The 22761-nt window shown below is 46.7% G+C and carries 16 protein-coding genes; 5 read left to right on the top strand and 11 right to left on the bottom strand.

Translation table 11 applies throughout. The annotated features are described in order from the left end of the window. Window positions 1-216: 216 nt before the first annotated feature. Window positions 217-1539 carry a M16 family metallopeptidase gene (locus HZF10_RS11495; protein WP_176006350.1) on the top strand — a complete coding sequence of 441 codons (1323 nt, stop codon included), beginning with the start codon at window positions 217-219 and terminating at the stop codon, window positions 1537-1539. Window positions 1540-1553: 14 nt separating this feature from the next. Continuing rightward, window positions 1554-3599: an insulinase family protein gene (locus HZF10_RS11500; protein WP_246282571.1), complete on the top strand. Its 2046-nt coding sequence runs from the start codon at window positions 1554-1556 to the stop codon at window positions 3597-3599. 50 nt (window positions 3600-3649) lie between these two features. Here the strand turns inward: HZF10_RS11500 and HZF10_RS11505 are convergent, their stop codons facing one another. Then, the gene (locus HZF10_RS11505; RefSeq protein ID WP_176006351.1) at window positions 3650-4516 is read right to left on the bottom strand and encodes a DMT family transporter; all 867 of its coding nucleotides are present in this window, start codon (window positions 4514-4516) and stop codon (window positions 3650-3652) included. A 117-nt stretch (window positions 4517-4633) separates the two neighbouring features. Here HZF10_RS11505 and HZF10_RS11510 point away from each other — a divergent pair, with 117 nt between their 5' ends. Continuing rightward, window positions 4634-5176: a heavy-metal-associated domain-containing protein gene (locus HZF10_RS11510; protein ID WP_176006352.1), complete on the top strand. Its 543-nt coding sequence runs from the start codon at window positions 4634-4636 to the stop codon at window positions 5174-5176. A gap of 45 nt (window positions 5177-5221) precedes the next feature. Here HZF10_RS11510 and HZF10_RS11515 read toward each other — a convergent pair whose 3' ends face one another. The 5 genes from HZF10_RS11515 to mutY all read right to left on the bottom strand — a co-directional run bounded on the left by HZF10_RS11515 (window position 5222) and on the right by mutY (window position 9272). Further along, window positions 5222-5719, bottom strand: a complete 498-nt coding sequence (locus HZF10_RS11515) for a hypothetical protein (RefSeq protein ID WP_176006353.1) — start codon at window positions 5717-5719, stop codon at window positions 5222-5224. Window positions 5720-5826: 107 nt separating this feature from the next. Continuing rightward, window positions 5827-6387 carry a gliding motility lipoprotein GldD gene (gldD, locus tag HZF10_RS11520; RefSeq protein ID WP_176006354.1) on the bottom strand — a complete coding sequence of 187 codons (561 nt, stop codon included), beginning with the start codon at window positions 6385-6387 and terminating at the stop codon, window positions 5827-5829. Beyond that, window positions 6380-7675, bottom strand: coding sequence for a gliding motility-associated protein GldE (locus HZF10_RS11525; RefSeq protein ID WP_176006355.1), 1296 nt, complete (start codon window positions 7673-7675; stop codon window positions 6380-6382). Before HZF10_RS11525 ends, gldD begins: the two co-directional genes overlap by 8 nt. Before the next feature lie 21 nt (window positions 7676-7696). Next, entirely contained in the window at window positions 7697-8128 is a 432-nt protein-coding gene (locus HZF10_RS11530; RefSeq protein WP_176006356.1) for a single-stranded DNA-binding protein, read from the bottom strand. Between the two features lie 88 nt (window positions 8129-8216). Next, the gene (mutY, locus tag HZF10_RS11535) at window positions 8217-9272 is read right to left on the bottom strand and encodes an A/G-specific adenine glycosylase (RefSeq protein ID WP_176006357.1); all 1056 of its coding nucleotides are present in this window, start codon (window positions 9270-9272) and stop codon (window positions 8217-8219) included. Window positions 9273-9377: 105 nt separating this feature from the next. Between mutY and HZF10_RS11540 the strand changes: the two genes are divergently transcribed. After that, window positions 9378-9695 (top strand): HU family DNA-binding protein, encoded by a 318-nt coding sequence (locus HZF10_RS11540; protein ID WP_290839563.1) that lies wholly within the window; start codon window positions 9378-9380, stop codon window positions 9693-9695. Window positions 9696-10145: 450 nt separating this feature from the next. Further along, a complete protein-coding gene (locus HZF10_RS11545) occupies window positions 10146-11687 on the top strand; it encodes an Rne/Rng family ribonuclease (RefSeq protein ID WP_176006358.1) in 1542 nt (513 codons plus the stop codon). Between the two features lie 92 nt (window positions 11688-11779). Here HZF10_RS11545 and HZF10_RS11550 read toward each other — a convergent pair whose 3' ends face one another. From HZF10_RS11550 to HZF10_RS11570, 5 genes are all read right to left on the bottom strand, one after another. Then, window positions 11780-14140 (bottom strand): T9SS type A sorting domain-containing protein, encoded by a 2361-nt coding sequence (locus tag HZF10_RS11550; protein WP_176006359.1) that lies wholly within the window; start codon window positions 14138-14140, stop codon window positions 11780-11782. 61 nt (window positions 14141-14201) lie between these two features. Next, complete coding sequence (locus HZF10_RS11555; protein ID WP_176006360.1) at window positions 14202-16325, bottom strand: T9SS type A sorting domain-containing protein; 2124 nt, start codon at window positions 16323-16325, stop codon at window positions 14202-14204. Window positions 16326-16473: 148 nt separating this feature from the next. Further along, complete coding sequence (locus HZF10_RS11560) at window positions 16474-19050, bottom strand: T9SS type A sorting domain-containing protein (protein ID WP_176006361.1); 2577 nt, start codon at window positions 19048-19050, stop codon at window positions 16474-16476. A 31-nt stretch (window positions 19051-19081) separates the two neighbouring features. Then, window positions 19082-21457: a penicillin-binding protein 1C gene (gene pbpC, locus HZF10_RS11565; protein WP_317171621.1), complete on the bottom strand. Its 2376-nt coding sequence runs from the start codon at window positions 21455-21457 to the stop codon at window positions 19082-19084. Then, entirely contained in the window at window positions 21454-22728 is a 1275-nt protein-coding gene (locus tag HZF10_RS11570) for a hypothetical protein (protein WP_176006362.1), read from the bottom strand. The genes pbpC and HZF10_RS11570 overlap by 4 nt, the downstream gene beginning before the upstream one ends. Window positions 22729-22761 lie beyond the last annotated feature (33 nt).

Here is a 22761-nt window from a genome sequence, read left to right on the forward strand (position 1 = left end):
AACGATCGCGTCAAATATGGTGTAATTCCACACGAGTCAGGAACTCCGTTACACCAGATGGCCGTAAAAAGCTCCTTTCCGAAATCGATTGCACACGAGCCGCCTACGCGTTCCAAAAATCAAAAAATCCAATCACTTACACCTAAAAAACCTACTTTTGGCGTAACAAACATTTCCCAATACATACAAACACGCAATTATTAATCAATTAACTTTATGAAAAACACAATAATGGCTTTGGGTTCTGCACTATTGCTTTCGGGAACCGTCACTGCCCAGAAGGTGGCGTTCGAGGAGTTTGACCTCGACAACGGCATGCACGTGATTTTGCACAACGACAACTCGGCTCCGGTCGTGATCACTTCGGTGATGTACCACGTGGGCGCCAAAGACGAGAATCCTGACCGAACGGGTTTTGCCCACTTTTTCGAGCACCTTTTGTTCGAAGGCACGAAGAACATCGAGCGAGGGCAATGGATGAAAATCGTCACGTCTAACGGCGGAACCAACAACGCCAACACTACAGACGACCGTACGTATTACTTCGAAGTGTTTCCGTCGAACAGCCTGGAACTTGGTTTGTGGATGGAATCGGAGCGTTTGATGCATCCGGTGATCAACCAAATCGGCGTCGATACGCAGAACGAGGTGGTCAAAGAAGAAAAACGCCTTCGCGTCGATAATCAGCCTTACGGAAACCTTTTGGCCGAAGTCAAGAAAAACATGTTCAAAAAACACCCGTACCGTTGGGCGACTATCGGTTCGATGGAACATTTGGACGCCGCCAAACTCGAGGAATTCCAGGCGTTCAATAAGAAATTCTACATTCCGAACAACTCGGTTTTGGTAGTGGCCGGACAATTCGACCCTGCGCAGGCCAAGACTTGGATCAAGCAATATTTCGGTTCTATCCCGAAAGGACCGGCTATTACGCGCCAAACGTTCAACGAAGATCCGATCAACCAAACCATAAAAGCGACGTACACAGACCCGAACATCCAGGTTCCTATGGTAGTCGCCGCTTACCGCACGCCTTCGATGAAGACGCGCGACGCCCGTGTTTTGGATATGATCTCAACGTATTTGACAGACGGAAAATCATCCAAACTTTACAAGAAAATCGTAGACGAGAAAAAAATGGCGCTTCAGGTAGGTGCGTTCTCGTTCTCTCAAGAAGATTACGGCATGTACATCATCTACGGCATGCCGCTTGGCCAAACTCCGACGGCAGACATCCTGAAAGAATGCGATGACGAGATCGTGAAACTTCAAACCGAGCTTATTTCAGATAAAGACCTCCAGAAGTTGAAGAACAAATTCGAAAACCAATACGTGAACAGCAACGCGAGCGTAGAAGGAATCGCAGAAAACCTCGCTTCTTACTATTTGTTGTACGGAGACGTAAACCTGATCAATACCGAAATCGACATCTACCGTTCGATCACTCGCGAAGAAATCCGCGATGTCGCGAAAAAGTACCTGAATTCGAACCAGCGCTTGCTGCTTGATTACGTTCCAGCCAAAGACAAACAAAACTAAGAGAGATCCACGACATGAAAAAAATAATCATAGCCGCAACAGGTTTGTTTTTAACCCTTTCTATGCAAGCACAAGACAGACCGCAACCAAAACCGGGACCGGCTCCGGTAATCAACGTAAAAGCGCCCGAAACGTTCACTTTGCCGAACGGTTTGAAAGTGCTCGTCGTAGAAAACCACAAATTGCCACGCGTTTCCTATAACCTGACGTTAGACAATGCGCCTTATGCTGAAGGCAACAAAAAAGGAGTTGCCGATCTTACAAGCGAACTTATCGGAAAAGGCTCGAAAAAGATCGCCAAAGACGCTTTCAACGAAGAAGTAGATTTCCTTGGTGCGAACATCAACTTTTCTGCCAACGGCGCCTATGCGACTTCGCTGTCGAAATACGGAAACCGCGTGCTCGAGCTTATGGCCGAAGGCGCGCTGAATCCGAACTTCACCCAGGAAGAATTCGACAAAGAGAAAACCCAACTCGTCGAAGGTTTGAAAACCCAGGAGAAAAGTGTGCCTGCGGTTGCGGAGCGCGTTCGCGGAGTTTTGGCTTATGGCAAGAACCATCCGTCTGGGGAATATTTGACCGAAGAGACGATCAACAACGTAACGCTTCAGGACGTAAAGACAAACTATTACACGTATTTCGTTCCAGGAAACGCCTATTTGGTCGTAATCGGAGATGTCAAGCCTGCCGATGTCAAGAAACAAGTGACCAAACTTTTCGGAAACTGGAAAGCCCAAAAAGCGCCGAACATTTCATATTCTGATCCGACTAACGTACAATTTACCCAGATCAATTTCATCGACATGCCGAATGCGGTACAATCTGAAATCGGTATCGTGAATACAGTGCGTTTGCAGATGAAAGACCCGGATTTCTTCCCGGTTATCTTGGCAAACCAAGTTTTGGGTGGCGATTTCAACAGCTACTTGAACATGAACCTTCGCGAGGCCCACGGTTGGACGTATGGAGCGCGTTCGTCAATCGGCGGAAGCCGTTACGTGACTTCGTTCTCGGCCGCTTCTCAGGTGCGCAACGCTGTTACAGACAGTGCCGTTGTCGAATTCATGAAAGAGATCAAACGCATCCGCACAGAAAAAGTGACCAAAGAAGTTTTGGACGCGGTTAAAGCGGGTTACATCGGACGTTTCGTAATGCAGGTAGACAAACCGCAAACCATCGCACGTTATGCGTTGAACATCGAAACTGAAGGTCTTCCGGCAGATTTCTACAAAAACTACATCAAGAGTATCGAGGCCGTTACCCCAGAGGACATCCAACGTGTGGCCAACAAATATTTCCTTGCCGACAACCAACGCATCATCATCGTAGGTAAAGGTTCTGAGGTATTGCCAGCTCTCGAAAAATTCAGCGCTGCCAATAAAGTGCCGATCTTGTTCTTCGACAAATTCGGTAATCCGGTAGCGAAACCAGTAGAGAAGAAAACACTTCCGGCTGGTGTTACCGCAAAATCGGTTTTGGAAAACTACATCAAGGCGATCGGCGGCGACAAAGCTGTAACTGCAGTAAAGACCACTTCGACTACTTACGCCGGAACGATCCAAGGTACGCCATTGGTATTGACCATGAAGACATCTGCCGCCGGGAAATTGTCGGCCAACATGAACGCGATGGGTATGACCGTGATGAAACAAGTGACCAATGAAAAAGGTGCTTACATCGAGCAACAAGGCCAGCGCAAGGATTTCTCTGGCGAAGATTTGGCCGCGATGAAAGAATCGGCTTATCCTTTCAAGGAATTGCAACTGATGAAGAAAGCAGATGTGACGTTGACCGGAATCGAAACCATGAACGGAACCGATGCCTATGCCATCAAATCTGGAAAATCGACGTTGTATTTCGATACCAAAACCGGATTGAAAGTAGCCGAGACCAAAACGTCTGAACAAGGAAGCCAAACCTTGAATTACAGCGATTACAAAGATGTGAAAGGCGTGAAGTTGCCACACAAACTTACGATGAGCGCAGGTCCGATGGAAATCGAGTTTACCGCAAGCGACGTGAAAGTGAACGAAGGCGTTACCGACGCCGACTTCCAATAATATCGATCATCGATCAAAGAGGAAAGGCTGCCGTAAATGGCGGCCTTTTCTTATTTGCGGCTGCTGAGCCAAACGCCGACCAATACGATAAGCGCACCCAGGATTTGCCAGACGTTGAGCGTTTCGCCGTCCAAAATGCCCCAAAAGAATGCTACGATCGGGATCAGGTATGTCACCGATGAAGCGAAGACAGGCGTCGAAATCTTGATCAGTCGGTAAAAAAGCAGGTTCGCGATTCCCGTGCCCACGATGCCCAAAATGGCCACGAATCCGGCCGAGTGCAAAACCTTCGTTTCGTGCCAATGGTCAAAAAAGCCGGAGAACGTCAAAATTCCAAGAGCAGGTAAAATCAAGACCGCGAGATTGCCCGTGGCGATGCTCATAGGCGGTAAATCGGAAATGTATTTCTTGATGAGATTGATGTTGATGCCGTACGAAAGTGCACCTGCAAACGCCAAAAGCGCGTACCAGTTGTTGTTGCCCGCATTCGACGACTCGCCTCCCAAAATCAGTAAAAGGCAACCCGCGAATCCTACGGTCACGCCGATGATTTGAGTGCGTTTATAGTCAAGGACGAAGAACAAGATTCCGATAAGCAAAGTGTTGAGCGGCGTAAAAGCGTTCATGATGCCGCTAATCGTGCTGCTGATATGCGTTTGCGCCATCGCGAAAAGGAACGCTGGCATAAAGCTGCCGAAAAGAGCCGTAAGCGCCACGTATTTCCATTTGTCCAACGGGATTTGCGTAAGTGACCTAAATCCCACGATCAAAAAGAAAGTGGACGCGAAAATCATGCGAAGGGAGCCGAGTTCGTAAGGTGAAAGCCCGACCAATCCACGTTTGATTAAAATGAACGAGCTTCCCCAAATCAGGGCAAGGATCGTGATGAAAACTATCTTGTTGTTGTTCAGACCCATCGAATTGTTAATTAACACCCCAAAATTGTAATAAATTTAGGACTTACGGCATGTGTTTTTGCTATTTTTGTAATCCGTTCCCATAGAACGTGTTAACCCAAACATAAAACATCAGTTATGAATTTCAAGAAATCTTTGTTGATCGCTGCTTTGCCCGTTTTGTTCCTTACGGCTTGCAAGCAGACAGAAAGCGCTGCTCCGGCAACTTCCGATAATGCGTCTGCTTCGACCGTTGCGGTAGCCGCCAAACCGGAAACGGCAAGCTTTAAAATTGACGGAATGGTTTGCGCCGTCGGATGCGCCAAGACCATAGAGAAAAAACTTTCGGGATTGGAAGGCGTGACCAAAGCCACGGTGAACTTCGACAAGAAAGAAGCTACGGTAGAATTCGATGCGGCCAAGCAATCTCCGGAAAAATTGGTAGAAGCGGTCGAAAAGACAGGTGACGGAAAAACATACAAAGTATCCGATCTTAAAGCGTCCGGCGATCACGCTGCCGTTTTCGTAAGCCACGAAAAAGAAAAGGAAAAAGAGAAAGCCAAAGACAAAAAGAAATCTTCTAAGGATAAGAAAGCGACCGACAAAAAAGAAGGTTGTGGCGATGCCAAAGAAGCGAAAGGCGGATGTTGCGCAGCTAAGAAAAGCTGCCACTCGGCTTAAATTTTGCTGAAGATAAAAGAAAAGGGATTCGAAAGAGTCCCTTTTTTATTTTTTGGCGTTGAGGTAGCGCAATATCGCATCGGCTGGATATTCACCTTTACAGACAATATAGGAACGATCGGGCCATAAAATCGCGAAGCTACCGCAGTTGTAATGAGAAGGGAAGAAAACAGAGGCAATTAGTTCATTTTGGTCTTCTAAGGCCGATTTTTTTTGAAAGCCATGTGTTTTCTGTTCGGGTTTGTATATGAAATATTGTTTCACGTCCGGGCGCTTTTCCAAGATTTTGACCAACGGTGTCCAATAGCTTCCATTTGTGCCTAAGCCTCTCGGATTACATGGGTCTTTTCCGTGGTAATAATGTATGACGAGAATCTTGTTTTCGAGGTCTGAAGTGTCTTTTGAAATGATTTTGAGAGTGTTCGTGAGTTTCTTCGATTTCGCTTCGGATAAAACAGCTTCGACGCTTCTATATTCGATTCTATATAATGTGGCGGTGTCGGTTTTTTTCTCGCATTTGAGCAAATCACCGGTGGTCATCATGCCATCGTAAGTTTTTTTGTCAATCGGTTTCGAATCGATGTCAAAATAAAGATGGTTCTGGGCAAATGCGCATGTGGTGAACAAAAGCCATAGAAAAAGTGTCCGAATCATTTCCAATACATCGTTTCCATCATCGTCTGCATATCGTTCTTGATATAATCCGCGGCCGGCATGATCGAATCGAAATTCGGTTTTGCATAGAAATACAGCGAACCCGTTACGAAATGTTTAGTGCTGTCGGTCAAATAGAATTGCGAATTCGTCGCCGCATTTCCGCCAACGCTGTAGAACATGCCGTACACTTTTTTGTCGGGGTTGACGAAAGGCTGTTCGGTGATCGCGTCGGCCTTGATCACGTGCTCGTACGTGAGTTTTTGGGCGTCTCTTAGCAATTTTTCGATGTCGCCGTTCACGTTTTTATACGTCAGGTAAACGGTCGCCTTCATTTTCGGGTAATGGATTTCGAAACTGCAGCCTTTCGCTTTTACCGTCGCATCTCCGTTCACGTAAAAACCGTACGGGCAATCGCTGTCGAACGTGCCGTATCGCGCGATCGGATAATCGAGGCGCAGCATTCCCGTCGGTTTCGGAAGCACGTCGTCCTTACATCCGAAAATCGAGAACAACATGGCAAAAACTAAAATATACGGTGTAATTTTCTTAATCATTTTCAATCGAAGCTTTGATTTGTTTGATGCGTTTGCGGTCTATGGATTCGATGGTAAAACGGATATTCGCGAAATTTATTTTCTGGCCTTTTTTCGGGAAGTTGCCCAGGATTTCGAGTAAAAATCCGGCGAGCGTTTCCGCTTCACCTTTGCTTTCCTCGAATTCGGTCTCGTCGAGGTCAATGATACGGTAAAAATCCTTGAGATTGATCTTACCTTCGAACAAAAACGTCTTGTCGTCTATTTGCGAATACGAGATGTTGTCGTCGTCGAATTCGTCCGAAATATCGCCCACGATTTCCTCAATCACGTCTTCAAGCGTAACGATTCCCGAAGTGCCGCCGTATTCATCGACTACCACAGCCAAATGGTTTTTCATGCCTTGGAAATCCTTCAAAAGGTTGTCGAGTTTTTTGTTCTCGGGTACGAAAAACGGCTCGCGAATCAACGCTTTCCATTCGAACTCTTTTTTGCCGATGTGCGGAATCAGGTCTTTCACGAACAAAACGCCTACGATATGGTCGATGTTTTCCTCGTAAACCGGAATCCTCGAAAATCCTTTATCGATGATTTCGGAAAGGATTTCGGCATAAGTATCAGAAATCTCTATCGCGAAAATATCGATGCGCGGGCTCATCACCTGGCGCACTTCGGTGTTGCCGAAAGAGACGATGCCTTCGAGGATTTTTTGTTCCTGTTGGGTCGTGTCGTCCGATGAAGTCAGCTCGAGTGCCTGCGACAATTGGTCTACAGATATGTTCGATTTCTGTTTTCCGCCGAGCTTATCGTTGAGGAAATTCGTCAACGAGCGCAACGGAATGCTTATCGGCGTGAGCAACGTGTCGAGAAACGCGATCGGACCGGCGATGAATAAAGCGAACCTCAAACTGTTGCGGTTTGCGTAAATCTTCGGCAAGACGTCTCCGAAAAGCAAAATGAAAAACGTGACGACAATGATTTCGACCACAAATTTCAATGTAGGTATCGAGATAAAAGCGAACACCGAAGTCCCGATCGTAAAAAACAACACAATGACGGCCATGTTCACGAAACTGTTCGTTACCAAAATCGTCGCCAAAAGCTTTTTCGGGCGTTGAAGAAGCCGCGACAGCACTTTGGTTTTTTTCGGATCTTTTTTAGTCGAGGAATCCAAATCCTGTGGCGAAAGCGAAAACAACGCGACTTCGGCCGCCGATACGAGAGCCGAACAGAAAAGCAACACGAAAATGACCGCGAAACCTACGGCAATGCCAATTTGGGTGGAAAGGAATTCGGGCTCGGGGTCCAAATTTGTAAAGGTTGGTTAAACTTAGAACGGAAGGTCGTTTTCGGGCAAATCGCCTCGCTCGTAACTCGTTCCTTTTGGTGCGCTCGCCGATGGTTGGCGGTTTGAATCAAGGTCTTTCTTGACGTTGAGGAACGTGAATTCGGTCACCTGGATTTCGGTCGTGAACTTGGTCGTGCCGTCTTCGGCCTGCCATTGACGCGATTTGATTCGGCCTTCCACATAGATTTTGTCGCCTTTGGAAAGGTATTTTTCGCAGATTTCGGCCGCTTTGTTGCGAACGACCAGATTGTGCCATTCGGTAGACGTGATCTTCTCGTTGGTCGATTTGTTGATGTACGTCTCGTTGGTTGCCAGCGGAAATCTTCCGATGCAGTTGCCGCCGTCGAAATAATGCATTTTGACTTCGTCGCCCAAGTGGCCTATCAGCATGACTTTATTTAAGGTTCCGCTCATGTTTGTATGGATTAGATTTTCAAATATAGTGTTTTTTTGAGCGCTTGGGTTGAGGTGGCGGTTTGCTTTTTACAAACCTCAAAGGTTTTTAAAACCTTTGAGGTTTAGAAAACAAATCCTCACTTCCAAAATAACGTTCCATAAAATTGTGCAACACGATCGGAACGGGAAACTTCATCATTTCCGTTGTAGAAATCCCGTTTTCCAATTTACCATCCACGTCGACTTCCCAAAACGTCAAGAACAACTGCTGATGCGACAATTTGTGCACGATCGGAACTGAATTGATGCGTGATATCGACAAAATTTCATTCTCGATTTTATCCGAAACCATCATTAAATCGGCTTCCGCATCGGTTTCGATCAAAGGGAATTCGTATAAATTCTGCCAAATGCCTTTTCCTTCGCGTTTCTGCAAAAGCGTATTGCCTTTTTCGTCGCGGTACACCAGATAATTAAAGTAGCGGTTCGTGACCTTTTGCTTCTTGAGCTTTACGGGAAGTTTGGCGACTTTGCCTTTTTGTAAGGCGAGACAGGAATCGTTCATCGGGCAAACGGCGCAATCGGGATTTTTCGGCACACATTGTAAAGCACCGAATTCCATGATCGCCTGATTGAAAATCGCAGGGTTGTCTTTAGGCATGAGCTCGAACGCCAACGTCGCGAATTCCTTTTTTGCCTTGGGCGAGGCGATGTCGGTTTCCACGTCGAAATAACGCGCCAAGACGCGGAATACGTTTCCATCCACAACCGGAACGGCTTCACCATAAGAAAACGAAGCGATGGCGGCGGCCGTATAATCGCCAACGCCTTTTAAATGCAACAGTTCTTTATAGGATTCGGGGAAATTTCCGGTGTAATCGAAAGCTATGGTTTTAGCGGTCGAGTGCAGGTTGCGTGCACGAGAATAATACCCGAGGCCTTGCCAGAGTTTGAGCACTTGCTGTTCATCGGCATTGGCCAGGTCGAATACGGTCGGAAAAGCCTCGGTGAAAGCAAAATAGTAAGGCATTCCTTGTGAAACCCGCGTTTGCTGCAGCATAATTTCGCTGAGCCAAATTTTGTAAGGATCGACTGTTTCGCGCCAAGGCAAATCACGTTTGTTTTGTAAGTACCAATCTATAAGGCGTTTAGCGAAGTCCATGATAGCGCGGGAAAGCGGTCAAAAGTAAAGTTTATGTTATTAAATTTTAATTAATTATGGTTGAATTATTGGTTTTTTAATTCTTATATTTGCACCTCAAAAAATATCACACAATTATTAAAACGCAAGAAAATGACGAAAGCAGATATCGTAGCGAAAATTTCTGAGAAGTTAGGTCTTGAAAAAGGCGATGTACAGGCAACTGTAGAATCATTCATGGATGAGGTAAAGACTTCTCTCGAAACAGGAGACAACGTTTATTTGAGAGGTTTCGGAAGCTTCATCATCAAGACAAGAGCCGAAAAAACCGGAAGAAATATCTCCAAAAACACCACGATCAAAATTCCTGCTCATAACATCCCGGCATTCAAACCTGCAAAGGTGTTTGTTGAAGGTGTTAAAACCAACAACGAAGCAAAATAAACCTATCATTAATTCACAAACAATCGCATTATGCCAAGTGGTAAAAAGAGAAAAAGACATAAGGTAGCGACGCACAAAAGAAAAAAACGTGCAAGAGCTAACCGCCACAAGAAGAAAAAGTAGTTCTTTAACTACTTTTTCTTTTTAGAACCCATTTTGAAATCGGTTCTGGAAAAACGTTCATTGAAATTGGAAGGAAAATTCCAAAATCCAAATTCCAAAATTACCTGCGGCCAGTTCGGCTGCGCCTCGGGTCAAAAGCAAGCTGCATAAGAACTTCGTGAAAACGCGCCGTTCGGGCAGTTGTTGTTTTTGAAAGATTGGGATTTGGAATTTTATTATTGGAATTTTTTAACCACCGGGTAATTACTACCTGTTATTGTTTAATCCATCCCCTATTCTGGAAGACGTGTATCACGTCTTTCGTTGTATCGGATAAAAATTTACAAGGTGAATAAAGAATTAATCATCAGATCGAGTTCTGAAGCCGTAGATTTTGCCTTAACCAAAGATGGAAAACTAATTGAATTACACAGGGAAGAAGAGAAAAGCGACTTTCAGGTCGGCGATATTTTCATAGCGAAGATCCGCAAACCCGTCGCCGGACTTAACGCCGCGTTCGTAAACGTAGGATTCGAGAAAGATGCGTTTTTGCATTATCACGACCTCGGGCCGAACCTGTCTTCCCAGTTGAAATTCTTAAAGCTTGTAAGCGCAGGTAAACTAAAAGATTCTTCACTCAAAAACTTTCAGTTCGAAAAAGAGATAGACAAGAACGGCGTCATCACAGACGTTTTGGGATCTAACCAATCCGTACTCGTTCAGGTCGTCAAGGAACCGATTTCCACGAAAGGCCCAAGGATAAGCTCAGAACTCTCCTTAGCCGGCCGATTTATCGTACTCGTTCCGTTCTCAGACAGGGTTTCCATCTCGCAAAAGATAGAGTCCAAAGAAGAGAAAGACCGTCTTAAACGTCTCGTGCAAAGCATTCGACCGAAAGGATTCGGCATTATCGTCCGCACCGTTGCCGAAGGGCAAAAAGTCGCTGAGATCGACAAAGACTTGCAGAACCTGCTCACGCGTTGGGCTGCAATGTGCAAAAAAATACCAACTGCCCATCATCCGTCCAAAGTATTGGGAGAGCTCAACCGGGCATCTTCGATACTGCGCGACGTTTTCAACGATACGTTTACGGGTATCATTGTAGATGACGAGGAGTTGTTTTACAACATCAAGGAGTATCTAAGTGAGATCGCTCCGACCAAACAGAATATCGTAAGGCTTTATCAGTCGAGGGATACGCCGATTTTCGAAAGGTATCATATCGAAAGACAGATCAAGACGTCTTTCGGGAAAACCGTTTCGATGAGTCGCGGAGCGTATCTTATCATCGAGCACACCGAAGCCCTTCACGTTATCGACGTGAACTCAGGCAACCGCTCGAACAAGGCGACCAACCAGGAAGCCACGGCACTCGAAGTCAATATGATCGCCGCTACCGAAATCGCACGCCAATTGAGGCTGCGCGATATGGGCGGAATCATCGTCATCGATTTTATCGACATGACGAACCCAGACAATCGCAAAGTGCTTTTCGACCATTTGCGTCAGGAAATGTCCGACGATAAAGCAAAACACAAAATCCTGCCACCTAGCAAGTTCGGGCTCGTCCAGATAACCCGACAAAGAGTTAGGCCGGAGGTGAACATCAAAACCAACGAAGAGGATCCGAACAACGGAAACGGCGAAATCGAGGCACCGATCCTCATCGTCGACAAAATCGCCTCCGACTTGGAACGCCTATCCAAAATCCACAAGAAGATCGTGCTTAACACGCATCCGTTCGTGGCTGCTTACCTCAGTAAAGGTTTTCCATCAATGCGCTCCAAGTGGTTCTTTGAGCACAAAAAATGGGTGAAGATCATACCGCGTGACGCTTACACGTTCCTCGAATATCATTTCTTCGATAAAGAAGGCAATGAGATCGAGTAAAAATAAACCGCCTTTCGAGAGATTGGCGGTTTTTTTATTTTTGTGCCTGAGTGCCTGAGTGCCTGAGTGCCTGAGTGCCTGAGTGCCTGAGTTTATTTCACGATCAATTTTTTGGTTGCGCTTGCCGTTCCCGAATTGATTTTCACGAAATAGATTCCCGAATGCAAACCTGAAACATCAATCGCTTCATCATTATGTAACAGTATTTTGGCGAATACTATCGCGCCACGTACATCGGCAATCTCAACATCGAAAATAGTATCGGTTGCCAAATGGATTTTCACCGATCCTGACGTGGGATTCGGATACAATTCCAAAGATTCCAGAGCCGTTTCCGGCGCCGACAATTGTGCAACCGTCGTTTCCACTTCGTTGGTCGGCACTGCTTCGTTGAAATCGAAAAAAATATTGGCCGAATTTGCGATGATGTCACCAATTTCTATACCCGCAATCGGTTTGATTTCATAGGTTACGAAACCTTGGCTGTCGATTTCGCTCACCGATTCGGGGACCAAATGAATTTGAGGCATCGAGAACGTCACCTGATTGCCCGAACGGCTCGCGTAATATCCATGACTGCCAAAAATCGGCCTGAACGTCGACCAATCGAGCAAATCCGAAAGTTCGTTCTCTATACGCACGTTCTGTGCTTCGGCGGTTCCCATATTCTGGAATCGGATGGTGTAATGCAAATAACCCTGCGCTTGAGTCGGCGTTATCGTCGCGCCCTCGTGCACCGTTATGTCGTTCGGGTCATAGGAATTGATCACTGTTTGCGTCCCCGAAGCCGTGTTGTTTTCCGGGTTCACATCCGAAGCGTTGGTTACGGTCGCCGAAAGCACGACGACATCGCCTGAGTTTGCCGTTGGAGGCGTGGCTACATCGAAATAGACATAGAATTGCAATCCCGTATAGGCCGGAATCGACGAAAAAGTATATGTCAGGCTATTGAACGACGCGCTGGTAGGCATGGGAGTCGAGTTGCTGAAATCGAATTTCGCCCCATCAAAATCAATGACGACCGTTGCACCCATCGAAACTGGTGAACTGTTCATGACTTTTATGCGATATGCAGTCTGGAATCCGGGTACGACTTGTGAATTTGGAGAAACCGTGATAGACAAATCGTTCGTGCTGCCATCGGTCGTAACGCAAAACGAAACATTTTCATTCTGTTCTTCGGTGAACGTGATGGTTTGGGACGAGGCGGTGCCACTTACACCGGCAGGTAAGGTAGACGGGTCGAGCGCTACCGTATTATCGCCCGGCAATACGTTTTGGATATAGTAAATACCGAACGAATTCGTGTAGTACAGTGTTTCCTGTCCGTTGAAGGTGTGGATGATCGCGATTCCGGATAAATCGGGGTCGGCATTCGTGCATCCGTTGTTGTCGATATCCACCGTCACGAAACCGTACAAAGCATTGCCTGTACAAAAATCGTAAATCAGCGACAAAGGCACGATTTCAAAACAATTTCCGGACTGTACGCGTACCCAAAGTGTTGCGGTTCCACTTAAAAACGGCTCGGAAGTGGCAATGTCATTCACGCCGGCCTGCGCGTCCGCCATCGTCACATAAATCGTTACGATAGCACTAGGATCAGAAGTCGCGCTTACGGCAATTCCCGATAAATCGAAAGTGCCAACGCCTTCAGGTCCGCAACCGTGTATCGGGCTCAAATCATTCACCTGGATTTCGCCTATCGTTACCGTAAATTGTTCTTCGGCCGAGCACGATCCGATTTCGGCGTATACATAAACCGTCATCGACTGCGTAATTGCCTGTCCCGGAGCCATCAAGTTTCCGGTGCCCATCGGACCCGAAAAATAGGAAGCGCCCGGAGGCAAATCGGGAAGTATGAACGATTCGCAGGCGTAAACGTCGGGCATGCTCAAATCAGGAAGTCCGATTACGGTAACCGTAAAGGCTTGCTGGGCCGTGCAACCGCCATTCTGTGCATACAAATACAAAGTTTGTGTCGAGGTAATCACCGTTCCCGGTGCGATAGGGAGACCGCCTCCATTAGGACTTGCGTAAAAATTTCCTGTCGATGGTGTAGGCAACGCATAGGAGCCACAGACCGTGACGTCCTCGGGCGCATAAACCACAAGGCTGCCGTCAAGATTCCACGAAATATTGAATGAGGTTACCGCAAATGCGTCGGTCTGGACATTGGTCACGCGTGCGAAAATGATTTGGGATGCGTTTCCGACGAAGTTCGCAGGATTTGCAATCGCATTTACATTCGCGTTCGCATTGCTTATGTTCGTGAAATAGCTCACCGAAAACAAAGAAGGGTTCTGGTTGCCGAGAATAATATCGTTCTGCACGGTCAAATCGAAAACTTCCCAACCGCATTGATGGATGTTCGGTGGAGTGTTGGCGACTTGCGATTTGGCCGAAAGGCTGAAAAGGCACCCGATAAGAAGCAGAAGTAGTTTTTGTTTCATTGGTTTTTTACAAATGTATCTTTTTATGCCCATTATTTTGAGCGAAAGCCACTTGGCGAAATTATTTCACCATCAGTTTCTTAACGGAAGATCCGTTTTCCGAAGCCATCTTTACAAAATACAATCCCGAACTCAATCCCGAGATGTCGACGGAAACTTCATTCGAAACCAACGATAATTTTTTGGACAGGACTTTCGTACCTCTTGCATCGGTAATTTCCATATCGAGTTGGCTTGTTTGCATAGATCGGATCGTGAATTTGCCGATCGTCGGGTTCGGATAGATCGCGAATATATCGGCGCGGCTTTCATGAGTCGAAAGCTGTTGTACGGTTGTCGTTACCGTATTGGTATCGATCGCAGGGTTCGTGTCGAAATAAATGAACGCCTGGTTCGAAATCACATCACCGACCTCGATTCCCGCTACCGGCTTGACTTCATAAATCACCCAACCATGACTGTTCGGCTCGTCGACACTTGAAGCTGGTAAATCGATATTCGGAAAGCGGAACGAAACGTTGCTGCCCGTCCTTTCGGTAAAATACGTATGGCTCGCGGCAACAGGCCTGAATGTGTCTGCATCGAGCAGTTCGTTCAATGGGTTGTCGATCCTTATGTCAAATGCCTCGGCCGTTCCCGTATTCTGGAAGCGCACGATATAATGCAGGTAACCCGTCGCCTGGGCTGGCGATATGAATGCGCCTTCGGCAACCGAAATATCGTTCGGGTCGTATGAATTCACGACGGTTTCACTCATGGTCGCGCTATTGTTGGTCAAATCCTGGTCGCCCGAAAGCGAGGCGGTCGCGTTGAACGCAAGCACATCGCCCATAACGGTAGTCGTAGGCGTGTAAAAACTCACATAAATCGGTTGTCCGTAATTCGGTTGGACGTTGTAGTTGAACGTCAACGTGCCCGGCACGTTCGAAACCGGCGCGAGCGAAGAAGAAACGTAACTTGTTTTAGACGCGTCGTACGTCAAAGTCACCGTTCCCGAAGCCGTAAAATTCCCCAAATTCGCTACCTGAAGGAAAACCTGTGTCGTGATGTTGGGCCTGAAATTCCCCATGGACTGCATGATCATGCGCACATCTCCATAAGGCGATTCGTTCACGCAAAAATTGGCCTGCAGTTGAGAATTGGTGAACGTATTGATGACCGTGGAAGTAGGGTTCAATACCGTAATATAAGGTTGTGTCGGCACCGGCGCGACGGTATTGGCTCCAACGGGAACATTCGTGAACATATAATTGCCGTTGGCATTGGTGTAAGCATAGGATGTCTGGCCATCGAACGTGCGCGACATTTTGCAGTTTTGAAGCCCCGGATCAGAGACGTCGCAAGTCGATCCGTTTTGGCTGATGCCTACTTTTCCGTAAATCGTGTTTGGCGTGCAGGTTTGGAAATGAAGCGTCAGCGGTTGGATGTTCGTACAGAAAGATTGCAGCAATACCCAAACGATTTCGCCTTCCGTTCCTGGATAAGCCTCGGGGTTAGCAATGGGATTGATCATGTTCATCGCATCTTCCTGCGTATGGTAAAACGTCATCGCACTTGTGGTAGAAATTGCCTGCGTCAAGTTGAAATTTTCGTCTCCTACGCAATTGGTCATGGTAGGTTCCCACAAAATAGGCGTGGTGTCTACCAAAACATAAAACTGCACTTCAGAATAACAATCGTCGTTGCCCGCATACCAATACATGTAACCGTTCGTACTTGTCCACGGGGTAATCATGGCGCCCGGCGGATATTGAAATCCCGTACCGAAAGGACCCGTGTAGAAAGCACCGAATTCGACATCAGGCAACTGGGCCGTCTCACATGCCCAAATATCTCCGATTATCGGGGTGTAATTGGGTAAATCCCAAACCGTCTTGAAATTCGAAATAGCAAAATTCGCTGAACTGTTAGATGTGACGCGCGCGTATACCGTGACCATTCCGCCGCAACAATAATTCAAAAGACCGGGAATCGCATTTACATTGGCAACGGCATCGGCTTCGTACAAGTGGTACGTCACGGTGAAATTAGCCGGATTTTGCGCACCTAGAACGAAAGGCGTCATCGATTGCACATTTGCGGGCGCTTGGTTGCACACATAAACGCCGGGCGCTTGATAAGCCGTTTGTCCGTTGGAGAAAACAAAACAGATCAAGGCGAAAATCGAGAGTAAAGTTTGTTTCATGGTTAGGATGTTTTCTCAAATATACTTTCGCAATCAAATAGTTGTATACTGACATTGATGATATGACAGTTTTTGATGAGAATTTGTTCCTATTTAAAAAAAAAATCCCGAACTGTGTCGGGATTTTCTTATAGGATGATTTTAGTGATTATCTGATTATGAGCTTTTTCGTCAAAGAAGCGTTTTCGGAAGACAGTTTTACAAAATAAAGCCCCGAACTCAATCCAGAAATATCGACAACGCTTTCATTTTGAATAGGTGTAAGTCGTTTAGACAATACGGTTGAACCGCGCACATCGGTTATTTCCATGTCCAATTGATTGTTTTCGACAGATCGGATTATAAAACTTCCAGAAGCCGGATTCGGATACAGCACGAAAACATCGCTTTGATTTTCGGGCGTTGAAAGTTGCTCGACGGTCGTCGTTGCCGTATTGGTTACGATCGCAGGATTGAAATCGAAATAGATTTCGGCCGTATTTTCGATAGTGTCACCGAGTTGGATGCCCGCAACCGGTTTGATTTCGTAGACGATGTATCCGTGACTTGCAGGTTCGTCATCCTGTTCGGCCGCCAAATTGATGCCGTAAAAATTGAACGTGACCTGGTTGCCATCGCGATTGGCCAGATAAGCATGGCTCGACGCGACAGGCCTGAACGTATTCCAATCGAGCAGGTCGGCTAGCTCATTTTCAAGTCTTACGTTGACCGCAGGCGCCGTGCCCGTATTTTGGAAACGGATCGTATAATGCAGATAATCTGAAGCCTGTTGAGGCGTGATCGATGTTCCTTCATGTACGGTAATGTCGTTCGGATCGTATGAATTTACGACCGTTTGGTTCAACACGCTTACGTTGTTGTTAGGATTGATGTCGTTGGCGATAGAAACCGTGGCGTTAAAATGCAACACATCGCCCGAATTGGCCGTTGGTGGCGTCTCGACATTGAATTGTATGGGAATGTACAAAGATCCGAACGCTTCGATATCGGTAAAATTCACGGTAATCGAACCTGTGCTCGCAGAAGCCGGAGCCGGAGAACTCGAAACAAAATTGAGTTTGGCCTCGTCGTATGTAAGCGTTACGCTTCCCGAAATCGGCAAAGCGCCACCATTGTGCACATAAATCGTATAATGTGCGGCAAAACCCGGAACGGCGCCCCAATTGGCGTAGAGGAATATACCGGCATCCATGAAATCATTTGCATCATTCACGCAGAAATTCGCGTCGAGTTGCTGGCCGTCGCCCGTAACGTTGACGGTTTGGGTCGGATTGCCGATTAAAATCGCGCCTGTCGGTAAAGTAGAATTGACGACAGAGATGAAATTGTTCCCCAAGAATACGTCTTCAAACGTATATTCGCCCTGGGCGTTGGTATAAGCATAAAATACGTGGTTGCCATTGGTACACGTGATTTGTATGCCTTCCAAACCTACGTCGGAAGCATCGCAACCATCGGAGTCGGCATCGAACTGCACGACACCCGAAATAGAAGAATTTGTACAGGCGAACGTTTGTAATGTCATGCCATGAATAGAAAAACATCCGGTAGCCATATTCTCTATGCGTACATACACGACTTGGAAAGACGACATGGCAGTGTAAATCGGAAGCACTGGTGCGGCTTGAGCCAAAGCATCGGCAAGAGTAAGGTAAATCGCGACGTTGGCGCTTGGGCTTAACGCATTGATTTCGGCATAAAGCGCATTGAAATCGAACGTTCCGAAACCGTTTAACGAACAGGCTGTCATCGGTTGCGGGTCGAAATCGAAATCGCCGACGGTAACCGTAAACGAGGCAAAGTTTCCGCAATTTCCGTTTTGAGCGCCCACATACACGTCTTGAGTTTCATAAATTATAGTTCCCGCTTCAACCGGAGCTGCTCCCGGAATCAAATAATACATTTGCCCGTCAGGTAAAGCAGGCAATTGGTAAGGTGTACAGGAAGTGACGTCTTCCACATCGATATCAGGCGCAGATTGCAGGATTACCTCAAAAGAAGATTCATCGGTACAAAAACCGTTCGTCACGAAAACATAAATCGTCATCGATTCGGTAACCGTCGTGCCGGCCTGTAACATCGTTCCTGTTCCGCCAGGACCGGTATAGTAATTTCCTGCGTTCAATTCGGGCAACACATATTGCGAGCAAATGGTGACATCGTTCATCATCGGAGCTGTCGGAAAAGGAAGGATGAACACCATAAAACTGTCTTCGAAATCGCACTCAGAGCCGCTGCCATGTACATACACCATCATCGTTACGGCAATGGTCGTTCCTGCGGGCAAAGGTTGTCCCTGCGCATTGGGTTGCGAATAATATTGTCCGGCATTTAAAACAGGCAGTGTATAAAAACCACAAGCCGTTACGTCGGGCAAAGGCGTAAAGGTCATTCCCGTAAGGTGAAGCGTGAAAGAAGTCACGTCGAATTCCTGAGTCGTCATATTCGTTACGCGCAACCACACGACTTCTTCATTCGTGCCATAAAAAGCATTGGGATTGGCTATGGGATTGACGTCATTGTCGGCGTCCATCATGGTCATATACCAAGACACCGTAAATTGGTTGGGCGATTGATTACCGAGCGCGGCGTTGGCAGTGACAGTCAAATCGAAAATAGTGTTTCCGCATTGCGTCAAATCGCTTACAGGATTGGCGACCGCTTGTGCGAAGCTGTAGTCCGAAATCAAAAAAGCCGCCAAAAAAAGGAGTAGTTTTCTTTTCATGAGATTTGTTTTGACCAAATGTAGACAAACCTCAATCGCGTATGATCTCTAATTTACGATTCGCCTCGTTTCCTCGAGAATCCGTCACGGTTACATAGTGGATTCCGGTTTCGGTGTCGAGCTGCATTTCATGGAAATGTTGGGTTTGGCCCTTAAAAACATTGTCGACGTACCAAAAAAGCGTGGCTTTTGGATCGGAATGTGCGACTTTTAGGATCACGGGCTGGACTTTTCCGTTGAAATCTTTCGCAAGATAGATTTTGGCGTTGTAATTCTTCGGATAGATGAAATCCATCACGCCTTTTTCGTTGTGCTGGCAATCGTCGCGATACGGCGGAAGCGGTAAATAATCGATATGATGGCTTTTGTAATACCATTCCATGACCGGCGGAAGCACGAACCATTTTTTGTTGACGATGTTCCCGACGTCTTCGCAGCTTGAATTCACGCGGAATTTCTGCGTCCGATCCAAATGCACGAGCTTGTGATACGGACACGCTTTGGTATTCTTGCCACGGATCGGTACAAATTGTGAAACCTTCGGGCAGTCGTCTTGGGCGAGGTAACCGCTTTGGGTGCAAATTTCGACTTCCTCGAGGTCGTTCAAAGGCTTTGCGAACCATTTTTTTCTCGGAAGCAGGTTGAAAACGTCGAATAAAATCGGCGCGGCATAATTCACGCCGGTCAATTCGGGCCTGCCTTCGCCCGAAGCGTTTCCGACCCAGATGCCAACGACGTAATCGGAATTCGTACCGATGGCCCAAGCGTCTCTGTTGCCGAAACTCGTACCGGTTTTCCACGCGATTTCCATAGACGAATCATAGAATTTCCAGGCTTCGTCTCCTTCGGGCCGGTTGACTTCCTTCATGGCGTTATACGTGAGATAGATCGATCCCGCGCCAATCATGGTTTTTTGATAGGTTTCCGATCCGAAATCGGGTTTTGATTCTTCGTAAAAATTCAGTTCCGAAAATTCTTTCGTGCGATATTTGGCCTGATGCGAATTGAAATAATTGAGCGTGGACGTCCAGTTGGCGTACGTTCGGCACAAATCCCATAAATTCGATTCGGCCCCGCCTAAAATCAGCGACAGGCCATAATGATCGGGTCGGAAAGTCAAATCCTTGAGTCTGTATTTTTTGAGCGTTTCATAGAATTTGTTCACACCGTGTTCCTGAAGCATCAACACCGACGGAATGTTCAACGAGCGCGCCAAAGCCCGTTGTGCGGGAACGGCACCGTCGTAAGTCATGTCGAAATTCTGGGGCGCGAAACCCGAAATCTGGACCGGGACGTCGGCGACAAGCGTATTGGGCAAAATTTCGCCTTCGTCGAGCATGCTCGCGAACAGCAACGGTTTGAGTATACTTCCGGTACTTCTGGGCGCCGAGATGATGTCGACATCCTTGTCGTGGTCGGAATCTGTAGGTGAGTTGCCCACATATGCCACGATGTTGCGGGTCTTGACATCGATGACCAAAATCGACATGTTGTAAATCTCGTTCTGGCGGTATTGGTTGTAATAGGTTTTTGAAATCTGGTTCACGCGTTCCTGCAGCGAAATGTCGACCGTCGTGCGGATGCGCTTTCCTTTGTCTTTTTGTTCGACGCGATCGAGCAGGTGAGGCGCGGTTTGCGGTAAATCGAACGGTTTTTGCGGAAGTGGTTCGGTGAGAGCGAGATCGTACGTCATTTTGTCAATCACGTTCCGATTCAGCAACTTCAATAGCAAAGCATCGCGTTTTCTACGCAAATTTTGTTGGTTCTTTCCCGGATAGATCAAACTCGGCGCGTTAGGAAGCACGGCCAATGTCGCGCTTTCGGCCCACGAAAGTTGGTTGGACGGAATCCCGAAATAACGCCACGAGGCCATTTCCAAACCGACGACGTTTCCGCCGAAAGGTGCATGGGCCGCATATAACTCGAGAATTCTTTCTTTGGAATGCCGAAATTCCAATCGCGTGGACAAAACCACTTCGATCAATTTTTCGGAATAACTTCTCACTTTGTTCTTGCGCGACAAACGGATGACCTGTTGGGTTATCGTACTTCCGCCGCGACGCACTTTTCCGGCTTTTCGGTTTTCTATGAACGCCTTCCACATCGATATCGGGTTGAATCCGGGATGCCAATAAAAATTCTCGTCCTCGAAATGGACGATGCATTGCTTGAATTTGTCCGGGACGCTATCGGCTGCGGGAAAACGCCATTGTCTGTCGTCGGCGATTTTCGCGCCCAGGAGTTGTCCGTCGTCGCTTTCGATTACCGTTGAGAATGGTTCCTGGAACAACGTCCGCGGAAGCGAGAAATAATAAACGATAAGTAAGACAAACGCAATGGCCGATTTGATGCGGTTGCGTTTTATGGTTTGCCAAATGTTCGAAAAGAAAGCTGAAATCTTGCTCACTTGAGTTGGAAATTATCGTCGAAAATGTGTTCGATAACGTAGCGATGTGCTTTGTTTTTGCGGCTGTAGGACTGGTTGAATATTTCGACCATCGCATCGTCCTGGAACTTTTTGTTTTGCTCAAAAATGATTTGCCTGGCGTTCGTCTTTTCGGGATTTTTCAGATGCAACGTCACGCTCCTCACGGGAAGCAGCTTGTCGTCTTTCCATTGGTATAAGGTGTAAATGTTGTCGGAATACCAACTTCCTTCGTAGGAATAAGCGAGTTTTTTGCCTGGAATCAATTGGTAACGCCCAAAAAAATCACATACACGTTCGATTTTTCCCGATGTTGAGAACAGACGAAAAATCGTGTATTCGCGATTGCCGTTCATGTTCGTGCCCGATTGGGCCACGAGTTCATTTTTGGTGTCGCCGTCCATATCTTCAAAATAGAATTCGTCGAAATCCACGAGTTTTTCCTTACCGACGATTTTCCATTCCGGCTTTTGATATTCGTAAAATGTGATGGAACTGTCTTTCGCGGTCGCACTGATCGCATGGATGGCCTTGTCGTCTACAAACCTGCCGATGACCATATATTTTCCTTCTTGTTCGTCGTAAAAGGGCTCGTACGGGAAAATCAGTGAATCTCTTGACGTGCTTTCTTTCAATTTGGGAAGATAGGTGTAAAGGATTTTTGGTATGGTATCGTTTACGGATCGGAGTTTTTCGGGTTGCTTTTGCGCTGCACAGAAAGAGTTCAGTGTAAAAAACAGCGCAATCGACGCCGCGATCGTGAACGGTTTTCGCAACAATGCCAATTTGGATTCGCGACGGATTTTCATATTAGGCGAACGAAGATGATCCGGAACTTTATGTCGGATTTGGTTTTTTGCCGTTACAGGCTGTTCGTTCATGGAATTCTTTAGTTTTTGGACTAATCCGTCATCGATCCTGATACGCTTGAAGTGTTCGCGGAAAAGACTTCCGGAGCGGCCGTACATCTTGTTTATAGCCTTGCAATAAGCGTTGAAAAAATTCGAGAACGGCTGGTGTAGGCGATCTTGGTATTTGGGCGGAATTTGTGAGCTTTCCTTGATTCGGATGAGCAATTCGAATTTGTTGCTGAAGAAACGAAAGGCTTCAAGCGTGGCGATTTGTCCTACGTGCTTTTCAAAAAGCGCGAGGAAATAGCTGTAGTTTCTTGGTTCGAGGAACAAGGTTTCAAAGTTGTTGCCCGAGTTTTTGATCAGGTAATTGTGGTTGGGAAGAAAAGGCTCTTTTTTCATGGCTTGGATTGATTTTCGATGGCGTTGATATAT

The sequence above is a fragment of the Flavobacterium agri genome (assembly GCF_013401995.1).
In the GTDB taxonomy this organism is placed as follows: Bacteria; Bacteroidota; Bacteroidia; order Flavobacteriales; family Flavobacteriaceae; genus Flavobacterium; species Flavobacterium agri.

Excerpts from the sequence above, each read along its gene's own strand:
- HZF10_RS11555 (WP_176006360.1), bottom strand. The coding sequence starts at position 16,325 with ATGAAACAAACTTTACTCTCGATTTTCGCCTTGATCTGTTTTGTTTTC.
- HZF10_RS11550 (WP_176006359.1), bottom strand. The coding sequence starts at position 14,140 with ATGAAACAAAAACTACTTCTGCTTCTTATCGGGTGCCTTTTCAGCCTT.
- HZF10_RS11560 (WP_176006361.1), bottom strand. The coding sequence starts at position 19,050 with ATGAAAAGAAAACTACTCCTTTTTTTGGCGGCTTTTTTGATTTCGGAC.
- HZF10_RS11500 (WP_246282571.1), top strand. The coding sequence starts at position 1,554 with ATGAAAAAAATAATCATAGCCGCAACAGGTTTGTTTTTAACCCTTTCT.
- HZF10_RS11515 (WP_176006353.1), bottom strand. The coding sequence starts at position 5,719 with ATGATGACCACCGGTGATTTGCTCAAATGCGAGAAAAAAACCGACACC.
- HZF10_RS11505 (WP_176006351.1), bottom strand. The coding sequence starts at position 4,516 with ATGGGTCTGAACAACAACAAGATAGTTTTCATCACGATCCTTGCCCTG.
- mutY (WP_176006357.1), bottom strand. The coding sequence starts at position 9,272 with ATGGACTTCGCTAAACGCCTTATAGATTGGTACTTACAAAACAAACGT.
- gldD (WP_176006354.1), bottom strand. The coding sequence starts at position 6,387 with ATGATTAAGAAAATTACACCGTATATTTTAGTTTTTGCCATGTTGTTC.
- HZF10_RS11495 (WP_176006350.1), top strand. The coding sequence starts at position 217 with ATGAAAAACACAATAATGGCTTTGGGTTCTGCACTATTGCTTTCGGGA.
- HZF10_RS11510 (WP_176006352.1), top strand. The coding sequence starts at position 4,634 with ATGAATTTCAAGAAATCTTTGTTGATCGCTGCTTTGCCCGTTTTGTTC.
- HZF10_RS11530 (WP_176006356.1), bottom strand. The coding sequence starts at position 8,128 with ATGAGCGGAACCTTAAATAAAGTCATGCTGATAGGCCACTTGGGCGAC.
- HZF10_RS11570 (WP_176006362.1), bottom strand. The coding sequence starts at position 22,728 with ATGAAAAAAGAGCCTTTTCTTCCCAACCACAATTACCTGATCAAAAAC.